The organism is Pseudomonas sp. AC532, assembly GCF_979258965.1.
Genome location: NZ_OZ409888.1, coordinates 3,481,560 through 3,496,969, shown reverse-complemented (window position 1 = coordinate 3,496,969; position 15,410 = coordinate 3,481,560). Strand labels below are relative to the sequence as shown.

Genomic DNA, 15,410 nt, shown 5'->3' with positions numbered 1-15,410 from the left:
GCCGCGTGTCCATGTCTTTCTCTACACCTGCCCGCGCCTGCGGTATCGACTTCGGCACCTCCAACTCCACCGTTGGCTGGTTGCGGCCGGGCGGCGAAACGCTGATCCCGCTGGAAGACGGCAAGATCACCCTGCCCTCCGTGGTGTTCTTCAACCTCGAAGAACGCCGCCCGGTCTATGGTCGCCTGGCCCTGCACGAATACCTGGAAGGCTACGAAGGCCGCCTGATGCGCTCGCTGAAAAGCCTGCTCGGCTCCAAGCTGCTGAAAAGCGAAACCGCAGTGATGGGCAGTGCGCTACCGTTCAAGGACTTGCTGGGCTTTTTCATCGGTGAGCTGAAGGCGCGCGCCGAAGCGGTGGCCGAACGGCCGTTCGATGCTGTGGTGCTGGGCCGCCCGGTGTTCTTCGTCGACGACGACCCGCAGGCCGACCAGGAAGCCGAAAACACCTTGATTGCCGTGGCGCAGAAGCTCGGTTTCAAGGACGTGTCCTTTCAGTACGAACCGATTGCAGCGGCCTTCGATTACGAGTCCACCATCGAACGCGAAGAGCTGGTGCTGATCGTCGACATAGGCGGCGGTACCTCGGACTTCTCCCTGGTGCGCCTGGCACCGGAACGCCGCGAGCAGGCCGAGCGCCAGGACGACATCCTGGCCACCGGCGGCGTGCACATCGGCGGTACCGACTTCGACAAGCAGCTCAGCCTGCAGGGCGTAATGCCACTGTTCGGCTACGGCAGCCGGATGAAGAGCGAGGCATTGATGCCGACCAGCTTCCACCTCAACCTGGCGACCTGGCACACCATCAACGTGGTGTATTCCGCCGCCTCGCAGCGGGCGTTGCAGAACATGCGCTATGACATCGTCGATCCGACCGGCATCGACCGCTTGTTCCGCCTGATCGAGCAGCGCGCCGGTCACTGGCTGGCGATGCAGGTGGAAGAAAGCAAGATAGCCCTCACCGAACACCACCAGCACCCCATCGACCTGCAGCGCATCGAGGCCGGCCTGGTCGCCGAGCTGACCCGCGAGCTATTCGAGGAGAGCATCGCGCCGCTACTCGAGCGAATTCGCGGCAGCGTTACCGGGCTGCTGGCCGACGCTGGCGTGGGGCTGGAACAGGTCGATACGGTGTTCTTCACGGGCGGCTCCAGTGGCGTGCCGGCGCTGCGCCAGAGCGTCGCCGCCTTGCTGCCGAATGCGCGCCACGTCGAAGGCAACACGTTCGGCAGTATCGGCAGCGGACTGGCCATCGAGGCGAAGAAACGTTACGGCTAATGTCGACTGCGCCAGGACAAGCGCTCGCGACTGCTTTATATTTTCGCGACCTCACTCCATGGAAGGCCAGCCGTGCACACCCTCGAACGTATCTACCCGTTGAAGATGGATGACAGGCTGGCGGCCGACCAGGCGACCCTGGAGTTGCACATGCAGCGCTACGCGTTCGCCAGCCGCTCGCTGCAAGGCCAGCGCGTGCTCGACATGGCCTGCGGCTGCGGCTACGGCAGTGCGCTGCTGGCCGAACAGCATCCGGACAAGCAGATCACCGGCATCGACATCGACCCCGAGGCGATCGCCTATGCCCAGGCCAACTACCCGTTCGCCAACCTGCGCTACCTGTGTGCCAACGCGGAAACCTTCACCGATGCCGAGGGCTTCGACAGCATCGTCAGCCTGGAAACCATCGAGCACCTGCCCGACCCGGTGCGCCTGATCGACAATTACGCCAGCCTGCTGGCGGAGGGCGGGCGCATCATCGCCTCGGTACCGACCACGCCGACGCTGGATGGCAACCCCCATCACCTGCACGATTTCAGCCCACGCAGCTTCTTCGCACTGTTCCGCCACCACGGCCTGAAGCCGCGCGAGCGTTTCGAACAGATCCAGCGCTGGGAATTTTCCGGGTTGTTCAAGCGCCCCGAGAAAGCCGCCCGTCAGCATCGCTCGGAAGGCGTCGGCAATGCGGTGCTGGCCTACTACCGCCAGCACCCGCTGTATCTGTTCAAGCGACTGGCTTCGATCCTGCGCTATGGCCCGAGCAATCGCTATCTGACCTGCCGTTTCAGCGTCGACTGAGCCTGCGCGACCGCAAAAAAAGCGGCAACAGCCTTTCGTAGGGTGGACGACGCTTCACCCGTCCACCGCTCTGCGATCGCAATGGTGGATGAAAAAGCGTCATCCACCCTACGGGGTGAGCGTCCGCTTGCGCCTTTAAGCCAACCGTTTAACGCGGCACAGCGGGCTTTTTCACCGGTTTTTTGCCCTTGCCCGCACCTGCGCGCTCACGAGCGGCTTGCTGGTTGCGCGCTTCGGCGGCGGCCTTGGCCTGCTCGCGCTTGTCCCAGGGCTTGCTGCCGTCACTGCCGCGCGGCGGCAGGCCGGTGTGCTGGGTGAGAATGCGTCCGGCAGCCGGCTTGCCCCCCCCATTGCCAGCGACCTTCTTGCTGCCGGCTGGCGTGGAGTTCTTGCGGCGCGCGCTCTGGTACTCGTCGGTCTTCGGCTGGTAGGCGGGAATCAGCTGTTGCTTGCCATCACCGATCAGATCGCCACGGCCCATGCGCAGCAAGGCTTCACGCAGCATCGGCCAGCCCTTGGGGTCGTGATAACGCAGGAACGCCTTGTGCAGACGGCGCTGCTCCTCGCTCTTGACGATGGTCACGCCGTCGCTCTTGTAGGTGACCTTGCGCAGCGGGTTCTTGCCCGAGTGGTACATGGCCGTGGCGGTGGCCATCGGCGACGGGTAGAACGCCTGCACCTGGTCGGCGCGAAAGCCGTTGCCCTTGAGCCACAGGGCCAGGTTCATCATGTCTTCATCGGTGGTGCCCGGGTGGGCGGCAATGAAGTACGGAATCAGGTACTGCTCCTTGCCCGCTTCCTTGGAGTACTTCTCGAACATGCGCTTGAACTTGTCATAGCTGCCAATGCCCGGTTTCATCATCTGGTTGAGCGGCCCTTCCTCGGTATGCTCCGGGGCGATCTTCAGGTAGCCACCGACATGGTGGGTGACCAGCTCCTTGACGTACTCCGGCGACTCGACCGCCAGGTCGTAACGCAGGCCGGAGGCGATGAGGATCTTCTTCACGCCGGGCAAGGCGCGGGCGCTGCGGTACAGCTGGATCAGCGAGGAGTGATCGGTGTTCAGGTTCGGGCAGATGCCGGGAAACACGCAGGACGGCTTGCGGCACGCGGACTCGATCTCCGGGCTCTTGCAGGCAATGCGGTACATGTTCGCGGTCGGCCCGCCGAGATCGGAAATCACCCCGGTGAAACCCGGCACCTTGTCACGGATCTCTTCGATCTCGCGAATGATCGACTCTTCCGAACGGTTCTGGATGATGCGGCCTTCGTGCTCGGTGATCGAGCAGAAGGTACAGCCGCCAAAACAGCCGCGCATGATGTTCACCGAGAAACGAATCATGTCGTAAGCCGGGATCTTTTCCTTGCCGTACGCCGGATGCGGGACGCGGGCATACGGCATGCCGAACACGTAGTCCATCTCTTCGGTGGTCATCGGGATGGGTGGCGGGTTGAACCACACGTCGATCTCGCCATGCTTCTGCACCAGCGCACGGGCGTTGCCCGGGTTGGTTTCCAGGTGCAGCACGCGGTTGGCGTGGGCGTACAGAACCGGGTCGTTGCGCACCTTTTCCATCGAAGGCAGACGGATCACCGTCTTGTCGCGGGTCATCCTCGGGCTGGCGAGGATCTGCACGACCTTGGCTTCGTTGGGGTCCTCGACGTTGCCTGAGCCGGCCGCACCCTTTTCCTGCTCGATGGCGCAGGCCTGGGTGTCCTGGGTATTCACGTACGGGTTGATGATCTTGTCGATCTTGCCCGGCCGGTCGATACGCGTGGAGTCGACCTCGTACCAGTCTTTCGGCGTGTCGCGGCGAATGAATGCGGTGCCGCGCACGTCGGTGATGTCTTCGATCTTCTGGCCGTAGGACAGGCGCTGGGCAACCTCGACGATGGCCCGCTCGGCGTTGCCGTAGAGCAGGATGTCGGCGCTGGCATCGATCAGGATCGAGTTGCGCACGCGGTCCTGCCAGTAGTCGTAGTGGGCGATGCGCCGCAACGACGCCTCGATGCCGCCAAGCACGATCGGCACGTGCTTGTACGCCTCCTTGCAGCGCTGGCTGTACACCAGGCTGGCACGATCCGGGCGCTTGCCGGCCAGGCCGCCTGGCGTGTAGGCGTCGTCGGAGCGGACCTTCTTGTCGGCGGTGTAGCGGTTGATCATCGAATCCATGTTGCCGGCCGCCACGCCAAAGAACAGGTTCGGCTCGCCGAGCTTCATGAAGTCGTCTTTGGACTGCCAGTTGGGCTGGGCGATGATGCCGACGCGAAAGCCCTGGGACTCCAGCAGCCGGCCAATGATCGCCATGCCGAACGAGGGGTGATCGACATAGGCATCACCGGTGACGATGATGATGTCGCAGGAATCCCAGCCGAGCTGATCCATCTCCTCCCTGCTCATCGGCAGGAACGGCGCCGGACCGAAACACTCGGCCCAGTATTTGGGATAGTCGAACAGCGGCTTGGCGGCTTGCATGGCGGTAACCGTTTTTGATCAGGAATTTCACGGGGCGCGGAATATAGCACAAATTTTAACCAAACCCGACTGTACCACTGGGGTAAAGCTGTAGCGCAGCGGACTATCCGACGGCATGCAAATGATTGCAGCGCAGTCATCAAATTCTCGCCGCCTCGGTATACTCTCACCGCACAACAACCTGGTCGTGCAACGTCCGCCAAGGAGTCCGCGCTTGCAGCGGCTAACCATCATCCTGATCTCGCTGTGGATGCTTTTCGGGCTGAGCCTCACCGCTCGGGCCGAGGCCATTACCCTGCACGCCGACAGCAGCGGCCTGGCGCTCAATCCGCAGGTGGAGCTGCTCGAGGACCCAGGTGCCCGCCTGAGCATCGACGACATGGCAGACCCTGCCGTGCAGCAGCGCTTCGTGGCGGCTCAGGGCAAGGCCAGCGTCGGCCAGAGCCCCAGCCCCTGGTGGATAAAGGTCACGTTGCAGGCCGGCGCAGCCGCACCAGCCCAGTGGTGGCTGGAAGTCGCGGCCGTCAGCCTGCTCGACCTGCAGCTGTTCCTGCCTGACGGCGAACAGGGCTGGAGCCAGCGCCGGTCGGGCGAAGCGGTGGCCTTCGACGAAGGCCGCGACCACGCCCACCGCCGGCTGCTGTTCCAGCTGCCGGCGCTTGGCGAGCAACCGCTGACCTTCTACCTGCGTAGCTATGACCCTGCGGGTAACTCCTTCCCGCTGAAGGTCTGGCAACTCAACGACCTGAACGAGCTGGCGGCCAACGAGAACCTCTGGCTGGGGGTGATCTACGGGGTAATCACCGCCCTGCTGCTGTACAACCTGTTCATCTTTCTCGCCCTGCGCGACTCGGCGTATTTCTGGTACGTGGTCACCACTACCGGCGCGCTGCTGATGATCCTCGGTATGACCGGTCACGGCTTCCAGTATCTGTGGCCGAATGGGGCGGTGCCGTTCTGGCTTGATCGCATCAGTCTGCCGGCGCTGTGGGGCTTCGGTGCCTGCCGCTTTACCCAGACCCTGCTGCATACGCGTCGCCACGTCCCCTGGGCTCATCATCTGCTGAGCGTCAGTTGCGCGCTGTATGGGGTCGCCGTGATCGCCGATGCGCTCGGTCACCGCGCGGTGGGCGCGTGGATCTTCGTGCTGCTGTCATTCACCGCCATTCCGTCTGCCATCTGGGCGTCGCTGGTGCGCTGGCGCCAGGGTTACTTTCCCGCCTGTCTGTACTTCTGCGGGTACGGCATGATCCTGGCCAGCATCAACCTGCTGCTGTTGCGCGCCACCGGCGTGATCCAGCCGGCCGCCTGGAGCACTTACGTGTTTCCGATTGCGGTGGCGGCCGAGTCGATCCTGTTCTCCTTCGCCCTGGCGTACCGCATCCAGCTACTGAAGAACCAGCGCGCAGAGGCGCTGCTACAGGCCGACCAGGAAAAAACCGCGCGCCTGGCACATGTGCAGGCCAGCGCCGACGAGCTGCAACTGGCCGTGGAAAAGCGCACCGCGGAACTGAAAGCGACCAATCTGCAGCTTTCCCAGCGCGAACTGGAGTTGCGCCACGCCGCCTTCCATGACTCGCTGACCGAGTTGCCCAATCGCCGTCACCTGATCGAGCAATGTGAGCGCGCGGTGCATGAGGCTCGTCAAACGGAGCAAAACCTGGCGCTGCTGCTGATCGATCTGGACCACTTCAAACCAATCAACGACCGCTACGGCCATGACGCCGGCGACCTGATGCTGCAGCACATCGGACGGCGCACGCGCGAGCACGTCAGGGCCAGCGACACGGTGGCGCGGCTCGGCGGTGACGAATTTGCCGTGCTGATCAGCGGGGCGGATGCACACGACTACGCGCATGACGTTGCCGAGCGCCTGCTTACCGAACTGGCCAGGCCGGTGGACTACACGGGCCAGGCGCTGACGGTGAGTATCAGCATCGGCGTGGCGTTCTATCCGCAGCATGCCGAACAGTTCGCCAGCCTGTACAAGGCGGCCGATCAGGCGCTCTACCAGGCCAAAGCGGCCGGGCGCTCGGGCACCGCGGTGTATGGCAGCGCGTAGCTCGGCTTATTCGTCTTCGAACTGGTAGCTGCCCGGCGCGAGGTTCTCGAAGCGCGAGTACTTACCGAGAAATGCCAGACGCGCCGTGCCCAGCGGGCCGTTACGCTGCTTGCCGATGATGATTTCGGCGACGCCCTTGTACTCGGTCTCGGGGTGATAGACCTCGTCGCGGTAGACGAACATGATGATATCGGCGTCCTGCTCGATCGCCCCGGATTCACGCAAGTCGGAGTTGATCGGGCGCTTGTTGGGCCGCTGCTCGAGGCCGCGATTGAGCTGCGAGAGCGCGATCACCGGGCAGTTGAATTCCTTGGCCAGCGCCTTGAGCGAGCGCGATATCTCGGAAATCTCGTTGACCCGGCTGTCGCCGCTCGAGCCGGGGATCTGCATCAATTGCAGGTAGTCGACCATGATCAGGCCGATCTCGCCGTGCTCGCGAGCCAGACGCCGGGAGCGTGCGCGCATCTCCGACGGCGAGATACCGGCCGTGTCGTCGATGAACAGCTTGCGGTCGTTGAGCAGGTTGACCGCCGAGGTCAGCCGCGGCCAGTCGTCATCATCCAGGCGGCCGGCACGCACCTTGGTCTGATCGATACGCCCGAGGGACGCGAGCATACGAATCACGATGGATTCCGAGGGCATTTCCAGGGAATACACGAGGATCGACTTGTCGCTGCGCATCAGCGCGTTTTCCACCAGGTTCATGGCGAACGTGGTCTTACCCATCGAAGGACGGCCGGCGACGATGATCAGGTCAGCCGGCTGCAGGCCGCTGGTCAGGTCATCCAGGTCGGAGAAACCGGTCGACAGGCCGGTGATCGCATCGCCGTTATTGAACAGCTCGTCGATACGGTCGATGGCCTTGACCAGAATGTCATTGATACCCACCGGCCCGCCGGTCTTCGGCCGCGCTTCGGCGATCTGGAAGATCAGCCGCTCGGCTTCATCAAGGATCTCTTCGCCGGTACGGCCTTCAGGCGCGTAGGCACTGTCGGCGATCTCGTTGCTGATACCGATCAGCTTGCGCAGCGTGGCGCGCTCACGAATGATCTGCGCGTAGGCCTTGATGTTGGCTACCGACGGCGTATTTTTCGCCAGCTCGCCCAGGTAGGCCATGCCCCCGACCTGAGACAATTGGCCTTCCTTGTCCAACTGCTCGGACAGGGTGACCACGTCGAACGGCTGGTTGCGCTCCGCCAGCTTGTGGATGGAGCGAAACACCAGGCGATGATCGTGACGGTAGAAATCGCCATCGGACACCTGGTCCAGCACCCGCTCCCACGCGTTATTGTCGAGCATCAACCCTCCAAGCACTGCCTGCTCGGCCTCGATCGAGTGCGGCGGCACCTTCAGGGCGGAGGTTTGCAGGTCGTACTGTTCGGTGATGCTGATGTCGTTCATGGGAGCCTGGAAAGAATACATGCGTTGAAAAACAAAAGGCACGGCATCGCTTTCGCAATGCCGTGCCCGATGTTAGCGGGAATGCACCTGAGTGCAAGCCCGCGCAGTAGCCCGATTAGGCAGCTACTACGATCACTTTGACGGTCGCTTCGACATCGCTGTGCAGGTGCACGGCTACGTCGTATTCGCCAACCTGGCGAATGGTACCGTTCGGCAGACGAACTTCAGCTTTGGCCACTTCAACGCCAGAGGCGGTCAGGGCGTCAGCGATGTCGTGGGTACCGATGGAACCGAACAGCTTGCCTTCATCGCCCGCAGTAGCGGTGATGGTGACTTCCAGCTCGGCCAGCTGAGCAGCACGGGATTCAGCCGAAGCTTTCTTCTCGGCAGCAGCTTTTTCCAGCTCGGCGCGACGTGCTTCGAAAGCAGCAACGTTGGCTTCGGTGGCAGCAGTGGCCTTGCCTTGCGGCAGCAGGAAGTTACGGCCGTAACCGGCTTTAACGTTCACTTTATCGCCCAGGTTGCCCAGGTTGGCGATTTTTTCCAGCAGGATGACTTCCATTTGGGTCTTACCTCTTAAACTTTTAACCTTCACCGTCCGTGGGGCCCGTACCGCTCTTGCGAGCCAGGCGCCCACGGAAATCAAACAGACTGTCAACAACGGCTAACAAACAGATCAGGTTCATCGCCACCAGCAACGCCACATACAACCCTATCGACCAGAAGCTAGACAGCTGCTTCATGGCAATCAGGCCGTGCCCAAGCGCCAGACCAGCCAGCATCAGGGGCAACATGCAGACCAGCGTAACCGCCCATCCTGCATCGCCGAGCAACGCCGGCGCCAGGAACACGCCGGCAATCAATGCCAACGCCAGCGGTACCGGCAAGCGGATCTGGCGAAACTCCTCTCCAAACCCGCCCGGGTTGTAAAGCGATGCCTGCCAGTAACGCGCCAGAGCTAGACACAGGACGCTGACCAGCACCATCCAAAACGTCATCAATCCGCTCAGGAACGGTACCAGCGAAGCCTGCTGCATGCTCTGGACCTGCTCGGCGCCGGGACCTCCAGCGGACTGAGCGGGCAATTCGGCCAATGCCTGTCGGAACACCTCGGCATAAGCCTCGAGAGTGCCGACAAGCGCCACATTCACCACCAGCGCAAACACCACGCCGAGGGGCACGCAGGCGATCAACACCCGGACCCAGGAACCGCTGCTGCGCAATACCTGCGCCAGCGCCAGCGTTCCCAGCAGCACCATCAGTACACTCGGCTCACCGAGGTACCAGATGACCATTGCTGGCAACACCGCCCAGACCAAAATGCCGAGCGCATCGCTCAACCCCCTGCGCAGCAGCACCAGGGCACCTGCAGCAGCACTCAACCAGAACAGCAGCGGCACGATGGCCGAACCCACCACCACCAGGGTGGCCTGCATACGGCCTCGCATCACGAATTCAGCTAGGGCACGCATGCGATCTATCTCTTATCCAGTCTGAGTCTGATCTCAGCGGCCGTGGCTGTCGGTGTAGGGCAGCAGGGCCAGGAAGCGGGCGCGCTTGATAGCGGTAGCCAGCTGACGCTGATAACGAGCCTTGGTACCGGTGATACGGCTAGGAACGATTTTGCCGGTTTCCGAGATGTAGGCTTTCAGGGTGTTGAGATCTTTGAAATCGATCTCTTTCACGTCTTCAGCGGTGAAACGGCAGAATTTACGACGACGGAAGAAACGTGCCATGGGATTGGCTCCTCAATAGATCCGGTGATTACTCGTCAGCGTTGTCGCTGTCGTTGTTGTCGCTGTCATCGCCGTCGTTGGACTCGGCGTTTTCAGGACGTTCACGACGCTCACGGCGCTCACTGCGGTTTTCTTCGGCCTTGAGCATCTCGGATTGGCCGGTAACGGCTTCTTCGCGACGGATGACCAGGTTACGGATCACGGCATCGTTGTAGCGGAAGTTGTCTTCCAGCTCGGCCAGGGCCTTGCCGCTGCACTCAACGTTCAGCATCACGTAGTGAGCCTTGTGAACGTTGTTGATGGCGTAGGCCAGTTGACGACGGCCCCAATCTTCCAGACGGTGGATTTTGCCGCCGTCTTCTTCGATCAGCTTGGTGTAACGCTCGACCATGCCGCCGACTTGCTCGCTCTGGTCCGGGTGAACCAGAAAGATGATTTCGTAATGACGCATGAATGCTCCTTACGGGTTGTAGCCTGCCGCGAAATGCGGTCAGGCAAGGAGTGAATGACACTGTTGACTTGCTGAAACGAAGGGGCGCGAACGCGCCTGCCGTGACGGCAAGGGGCGACATTCTAGAGAAGCCCCCTGGCGCACGCAAGGCGATTTGGCGATTTTTTGAACAGCTGATCGCCGGCATAATGCCGCCGATTGTTTCAGCCTTTGAGCGCACGCCGCTGGCGCAGCGCTTCGAACAGGCAGATGCCGGTGGCGACCGACACGTTGAGGCTGCTGACGCTGCCCGCCATCGGCAGCTTCACCAGGTAATCGCAATGCTCGCGCGTCAGGCGTCGCATGCCCTTGCCCTCGGCACCCATGATCAACACGGTCGGGCCGGTCATGTCCTGCTGGAACAGTTCCTGCTCGGCCTCGCCCGCCGTACCGACTACCCACAAGCCGCGCTGCTGGAGTTTTTCCAGGCTGCGCGCCAGGTTGGTCACGGCCACCAGCGGTATCACTTCGGCAGCACCGCAGGCCACCTTGCGCACCACCGGGGTCAACGTCGCGGATTTGTCCTTGGGCACGATCACCGCCAGCGCACCGGCCGCATCGGCAGTGCGCAGGCAGGCACCAAGGTTGTGCGGATCGGTCACGCCATCGAGCACCAGCAGCAGCGGCGGACCTTCGCAACGGTCGAGCAATTCCTCGAGCATCGCCTCACCCCACACCTGGCTGGGACTGACATCGGCCACCACACCCTGGTGCACGCCCTCGACCCAGGCGTCCATCTCGCGACGCTCGCACTGGCCAACGGCGACGCGCGCCTGCCCGGCGAGCTCCAGCAGCGGCTGAACGCGAGGGTCACTGCGGCCATCGGCCAGCCAGATCTGCTTCACCCGCTTGGGATGATGGCGCAACAGCGCTTCCACGGCATGCATGCCGTAGATCTTTTCCAGCTGGCTCATGACTTGGCCTTGCTCTTCGACGGCCCCTTGCGGTGGCGGCTCGGCGGCTTGCCACCCTTGTCACCCGCCTTGCCCGCGCCCTTGCCAGGCGACTTGGACTCGGCGAGCAGGGCCTTCTTCACGTCACGGCTTTTCTGCACGTCGGTATTACTGCCTGACGCACCACGTGAACCCTTGCCGCCACGGCTGTCTCTGCCGGCGTCACCGCGTTTGCGTGTCTGCGGCGTATCGTCGGCGCCCTGGGCCATTTCGAAATCGATCTTGCGCTCGTCCAGATCGACGCGCATGACCTTCACCGACACGCTGTCGCCAAGGCGGAAGTTACGTCCACTGCGCTCACCGGCGAGGCGATGATGCACCGGGTCGAAGTGGTAGTAATCGCCCGGCAGGGCGGTGACGTGCACCAGGCCTTCGACGTAGATGTCCTTGAGCTCGACGAACAGGCCGAAACCGGTCACGGCGGTGATCACGCCTGGGAAGGTTTCGCCAACGCGGTCCTTCATGAACTCGCACTTGAGCCAGTTGACCACGTCACGGGTGGCTTCATCGGCACGGCGCTCGGACATCGAGCACTGCTCGCCCAACTGCTCGAGAGCCGGCTCGTCGTACGGGTAGATGCGCGCCTTGGGCATGCTGACTGCGCCGGCACGCTGGACGTGCGGCGTGTCCTGCTTGGAGCGGATCACACTGCGAATGGCGCGGTGGATCAGCAAATCCGGGTAGCGACGAATCGGCGAGGTGAAGTGGGCATAGGCCTCGTAATTCAGGCCGAAGTGGCCCTGATTGTCGGCGCTGTACACCGCCTGGCTCAGCGAGCGCAGCATCACGGTCTGGATCAGGTGATAGTCCGGGCGGTCGCGGATGCTTTCCAGCAATGCCTGGTAATCCTTGGGCGACGGGCCATCCTTGGACTTGCCACGGTGCAGCGACAGCCCCAATTCGGTGAGGAATGCCTTGAGTTTTTCCAGGCGCTCCGGCGGCGGACCGTCGTGCACGCGATACAGCGCCGGAATGCCGTGCTTCTGCATGAACGCAGCGGTGGCCACGTTGGCCGCCAGCATGCATTCCTCGATCAGCTTGTGGGCGTCATTGCGCTGGGTTGGGCGGATCTCTGCGATCTTGCGGCCGGAACCGAAGATGATGCGGGTTTCCTGGGTTTCGAAATCGATCGCGCCACGCTCGTGGCGCGCCGCCAACAGCACCTGATAGAGCGAGTACAGCTGGTTGAGGTGCGGCAGCACCTCCTTGTATTCGCTGCGCAGTGCCTTGCCTTCGCTGCTCTTGGGCTGCTCGAGCATGGCGCTGACCTTGTTGTAGGTCAGCCGGGCGTGGGAGTGGATCACCGCTTCGTAGAACTTGTAGTCAGCCATCTTGCCGGTTTTGGAGATGGTGATCTCGCAGACCATGGCCAGGCGGTCGACTTGGGGGTTCAGCGAACACAGGCCGTTGGACAACTCTTCCGGCAGCATCGGAATGACGCGCTCCGGGAAGTACACCGAGTTGCCGCGCACCTGCGCCTCGGCATCCAGCGCCGAGCCGACCTTCACGTAATGCGATACGTCGGCAATAGCGACATACAGCTTCCAGCCGCCGGAGAACAGGCGCCAGTTGCTGCCATTCTTCTCGCAATAGACCGCATCGTCGAAGTCCCGCGCATCCTCACCGTCGATGGTGACGAAGGGGATGTGCCGCATGTCGACACGGTTTTCCTTGTCCTTTTCCTCGACTTCCGGCTTGAGCTTGCGCGCTTCCTTGACCACGGCGTCGGGCCACACGTGCGGGATGTCGTAGCTGCGCAGCGCCACGTCGATTTCCATGCCCGGCGCCATGTAGTTGCCGACCACTTCGGTCACGTCGCCCTGGGGCTGGAAGCGCGGCGTGGGCCAGTGGGTGATCGCCACTTCGACGAACTGCCCCTGCTTGGCGCCACCATTGCGGCCAGCGGTGACCAGCACTTCCTGCTGGATCTTCGGGTTGTCGGGAATCACGAAGCCGATACCGCTCTCTTCGTAATAACGCCCGACGATGGTCTCGTGACCCCGGGAGATCACCTCGACGATGGCGCCCTCGCGGCGGCCACGGCGGTCGAGGCCGGAGACCCGCGCCAGGGCACGGTCGCCATCGAACACCAGGCGCATCTGCGCCGGGCTGAGAAACAGATCATCGCTGCCATCATCCGGCACCAGGAAGCCGAAGCCGTCGCGGTGGCCGCTGACGCGACCGAGGATCAGGTCCAGCTTGTCGACCGGTGCATAAGTGCCACGACGGGTATAGATGAGTTGACCGTCACGCTCCATGGCGCGCAGTCGGCGACGCAGCGCCTCGGCCTGCTCTTCGGTGCTGAGCCCGAACTCGTCGAGCAGCTCCTCACGGTTGGCGGGCGAGCCGCGCTCAGCCAGATGCTGAAGAATCAGCTCGCGGCTGGGAATGGGGTTGTCATACTTTTCCGCTTCACGAGCGGCCTCGGGATCGAGGGATTGCCAATCGGCCATTAGAACCTGTTCACCTTATCTATTAGAGTCGGTTTTGCCATGTGTCTATTGAAGCGCGAAAGCGCCCTCCGGGTCAGCTTTCCACGCGAATAATTTTTCGCCGCCGGGGGTTTACAAGGTAAAAGCACGACCGTATAGTTCGCGCCCACAGCGTCGAGCAGACGTTGTAACACGGAATAGATGAGCAATCATCCGTTTCAGTGCCCAGGTGGCGGAATTGGTAGACGCGCTGGTTTCAGGTATCAGTGACCGCAAGGTCGTGGAAGTTCGAGTCTTCTCCTGGGCACCAAATTTCGTGAAGTAGCGTGATAACCTACTTTGCAAATAACGGACGTAATGATCCGTACCGGCAACGGTGAACATTACTGCAGTGCCCAGGTGGCGGAATTGGTAGACGCGCTGGTTTCAGGTATCAGTGACCGCAAGGTCGTGGAAGTTCGAGTCTTCTCCTGGGCACCATATTCAAAAAACCGAGCCAATGGCTCGGTTTTTTATTGCCTGCAGGAAACCGCACTCACCCGCCGGACAGGCAGGTGAGCACGCCTCAGACCTTGAACTGCCCGAGACTGGCCTTCAACTGTCCCGCCAGGCCGTCAAGCACCCGACCGCTGTTGGCCGTGGCCGCCACCGCCCCAGCCGCCAACTGGGCCTCGGCGAGGATGACCTCCACCCGCCCGCGCACCGCATCGGCACCCGCAGCCTGATGAGCTGCAGCCTGGGTCGCCGCATTGATCGCACCGTGCACGTCCTCGACCGATCGCTGTACAGCCTGCTGAATTCGCTCGCTTTCGCGTAACGCCGCCAGGCCTTGATCGGCCTGCTGGCCCGCCTGGCCGATCGCGCCGACCGCCTCGCGAGCCCCCTGCTGCAGGGCCACGATATGCGCCTGAATATCACCGGTCGATTGCTGGGTCTTGCTGGCCAGCGCACGCACTTCATCGGCCACCACCGCGAAGCCGCGTCCACTCTCACCGGCGCGCGCCGCCTCGATGGCCGCGTTCAGCGCCAGCAGGTTGGTCTGTTCGGCGATGGAGCGGATGACGGTCAGCACCACCTCGATCTGCTCGCTCTGCTGCGCCAGACGCTCGATCACCGCCGAGCCGGCCTCGACGCGCTGTACCAGCTCCTCGATGGAGCTGCCGACGCGGTTGGCGATGGTGGCGTTTTCCTGGGTCGCCTGGCGAATCGCCCCGACTCGCTGCAATGCCTCCTGCATGGCGCGACTCTCGGCCTGCGCTTCATTGGCCATCGCCGCCAAGGCCTGCAGGCTGGCCGCCACCTCGTCGCGCTGCCGCTTGGCCGCCGATTCGGCAGCGGCACTGCGCGCGGTCAGCGCACCGATTTCCTGGCCGGTACGCACGGCAACCTCGCCCGCCTCGCGGACGATGGGCTGCAACTTGGCGACGAAACGATTCACCGCCGACGCCATCTCCCCCACCTCGTCACGGCTGTCGATGTCGATACGCCGGGTCAGGTCCCCCTCGCCCGCCGCCAGGTCGTCCAGCGCACTGATCAGCGTTCGCAGACGCACCACCACGCGGCGGCCCAGCAGAATCGCCAGGGCCAGCAGCACACCCAAACCGACTACAGCCAGCCCCAGGCCGATGCGCCAGCGCAGGTTAGCGGCCGCTGCATCGACCGCGGCGCTGGTGTTGGCGGACATGCCCTGAGCCGCCTGCTGGGCTACTGCCAGGCGCGCCGACAAGGCACCGGCACTGGCGGTGGACGCGCCAGCCAGGCTATCGGCAACCAGTTGTCCGCCAC

The 15,410-nt window shown here is 62.9% G+C and carries 12 protein-coding genes, 2 tRNA genes and 1 pseudogene; 5 read left to right on the top strand and 10 right to left on the bottom strand.

Features of this window, described 5'->3' with window-relative positions; all coding sequences use genetic code 11:
* Window positions 1-11: 11 nt before the first annotated feature.
* Together ACZ0AV_RS16355 and ACZ0AV_RS16350 are read left to right on the top strand one after the other, a co-directional pair.
* Window positions 12-1,277 (top strand): Hsp70 family protein, encoded by a 1,266-nt coding sequence (locus ACZ0AV_RS16355; protein WP_499151997.1) that lies wholly within the window; start codon window positions 12-14, stop codon window positions 1,275-1,277.
* Between the two features lie 72 nt (window positions 1,278-1,349).
* Complete coding sequence (locus ACZ0AV_RS16350; protein ID WP_499151996.1) at window positions 1,350-2,075, top strand: class I SAM-dependent methyltransferase; 726 nt, start codon at window positions 1,350-1,352, stop codon at window positions 2,073-2,075.
* A gap of 148 nt (window positions 2,076-2,223) precedes the next feature.
* Here ACZ0AV_RS16350 and ACZ0AV_RS16345 read toward each other — a convergent pair whose 3' ends face one another.
* Entirely contained in the window at window positions 2,224-4,551 is a 2,328-nt protein-coding gene (locus tag ACZ0AV_RS16345; RefSeq protein WP_499151995.1) for a YgiQ family radical SAM protein, read from the bottom strand.
* Between the two features lie 250 nt (window positions 4,552-4,801).
* Between ACZ0AV_RS16345 and ACZ0AV_RS16340 the strand changes: the two genes are divergently transcribed.
* Window positions 4,802-6,613 carry a sensor domain-containing diguanylate cyclase gene (locus ACZ0AV_RS16340; RefSeq protein WP_499153380.1) on the top strand — a complete coding sequence of 604 codons (1,812 nt, stop codon included), beginning with the start codon at window positions 4,802-4,804 and terminating at the stop codon, window positions 6,611-6,613.
* Window positions 6,614-6,619: 6 nt separating this feature from the next.
* On the opposite strand, the gene dnaB is transcribed toward ACZ0AV_RS16340, so the two are convergent.
* From dnaB to rnr, 7 genes are all read right to left on the bottom strand, one after another.
* Window positions 6,620-8,014: a replicative DNA helicase gene (dnaB, locus tag ACZ0AV_RS16335; protein WP_042553839.1), complete on the bottom strand. Its 1,395-nt coding sequence runs from the start codon at window positions 8,012-8,014 to the stop codon at window positions 6,620-6,622.
* 115 nt (window positions 8,015-8,129) lie between these two features.
* Window positions 8,130-8,576 (bottom strand): 50S ribosomal protein L9, encoded by a 447-nt coding sequence (rplI, locus tag ACZ0AV_RS16330; RefSeq protein ID WP_499151994.1) that lies wholly within the window; start codon window positions 8,574-8,576, stop codon window positions 8,130-8,132.
* Window positions 8,577-8,598: 22 nt separating this feature from the next.
* Window positions 8,599-9,486 carry a YybS family protein gene (locus ACZ0AV_RS16325; protein ID WP_499151993.1) on the bottom strand — a complete coding sequence of 296 codons (888 nt, stop codon included), beginning with the start codon at window positions 9,484-9,486 and terminating at the stop codon, window positions 8,599-8,601.
* 33 nt (window positions 9,487-9,519) lie between these two features.
* Window positions 9,520-9,750 carry a 30S ribosomal protein S18 gene (rpsR, locus tag ACZ0AV_RS16320; protein ID WP_003246847.1) on the bottom strand — a complete coding sequence of 77 codons (231 nt, stop codon included), beginning with the start codon at window positions 9,748-9,750 and terminating at the stop codon, window positions 9,520-9,522.
* A gap of 28 nt (window positions 9,751-9,778) precedes the next feature.
* Window positions 9,779-10,201: a 30S ribosomal protein S6 gene (gene rpsF / locus ACZ0AV_RS16315; protein ID WP_042553836.1), complete on the bottom strand. Its 423-nt coding sequence runs from the start codon at window positions 10,199-10,201 to the stop codon at window positions 9,779-9,781.
* Between the two features lie 203 nt (window positions 10,202-10,404).
* A complete protein-coding gene (gene rlmB / locus ACZ0AV_RS16310) occupies window positions 10,405-11,154 on the bottom strand; it encodes a 23S rRNA (guanosine(2251)-2'-O)-methyltransferase RlmB (RefSeq protein ID WP_499151992.1) in 750 nt (249 codons plus the stop codon).
* Window positions 11,151-13,646 carry a ribonuclease R gene (gene rnr / locus ACZ0AV_RS16305; protein ID WP_499151991.1) on the bottom strand — a complete coding sequence of 832 codons (2,496 nt, stop codon included), beginning with the start codon at window positions 13,644-13,646 and terminating at the stop codon, window positions 11,151-11,153. The genes rlmB and rnr overlap by 4 nt, the downstream gene beginning before the upstream one ends.
* A gap of 202 nt (window positions 13,647-13,848) precedes the next feature.
* On the opposite strand from rnr, the gene ACZ0AV_RS16300 reads away from it, so the two are divergent.
* A tRNA-Leu gene (locus tag ACZ0AV_RS16300) sits at window positions 13,849-13,935 on the top strand.
* An 83-nt stretch (window positions 13,936-14,018) separates the two neighbouring features.
* Window positions 14,019-14,105 (top strand) — tRNA-Leu (locus ACZ0AV_RS16295).
* A gap of 85 nt (window positions 14,106-14,190) precedes the next feature.
* Here the strand turns inward: ACZ0AV_RS16295 and ACZ0AV_RS16290 are convergent.
* Together ACZ0AV_RS16290 and ACZ0AV_RS16285 are read right to left on the bottom strand one after the other, a co-directional pair.
* Complete coding sequence (locus ACZ0AV_RS16290) at window positions 14,191-15,075, bottom strand: methyl-accepting chemotaxis protein (RefSeq protein WP_499153379.1); 885 nt, start codon at window positions 15,073-15,075, stop codon at window positions 14,191-14,193.
* Window positions 15,049-15,309: pseudogene (locus ACZ0AV_RS16285) on the bottom strand (HAMP domain-containing protein); the annotation flags it as partial. The pseudogene ACZ0AV_RS16285 and the gene ACZ0AV_RS16290, both read right to left, overlap by 27 nt.
* Window positions 15,310-15,410: the final 101 nt, after the last annotated feature.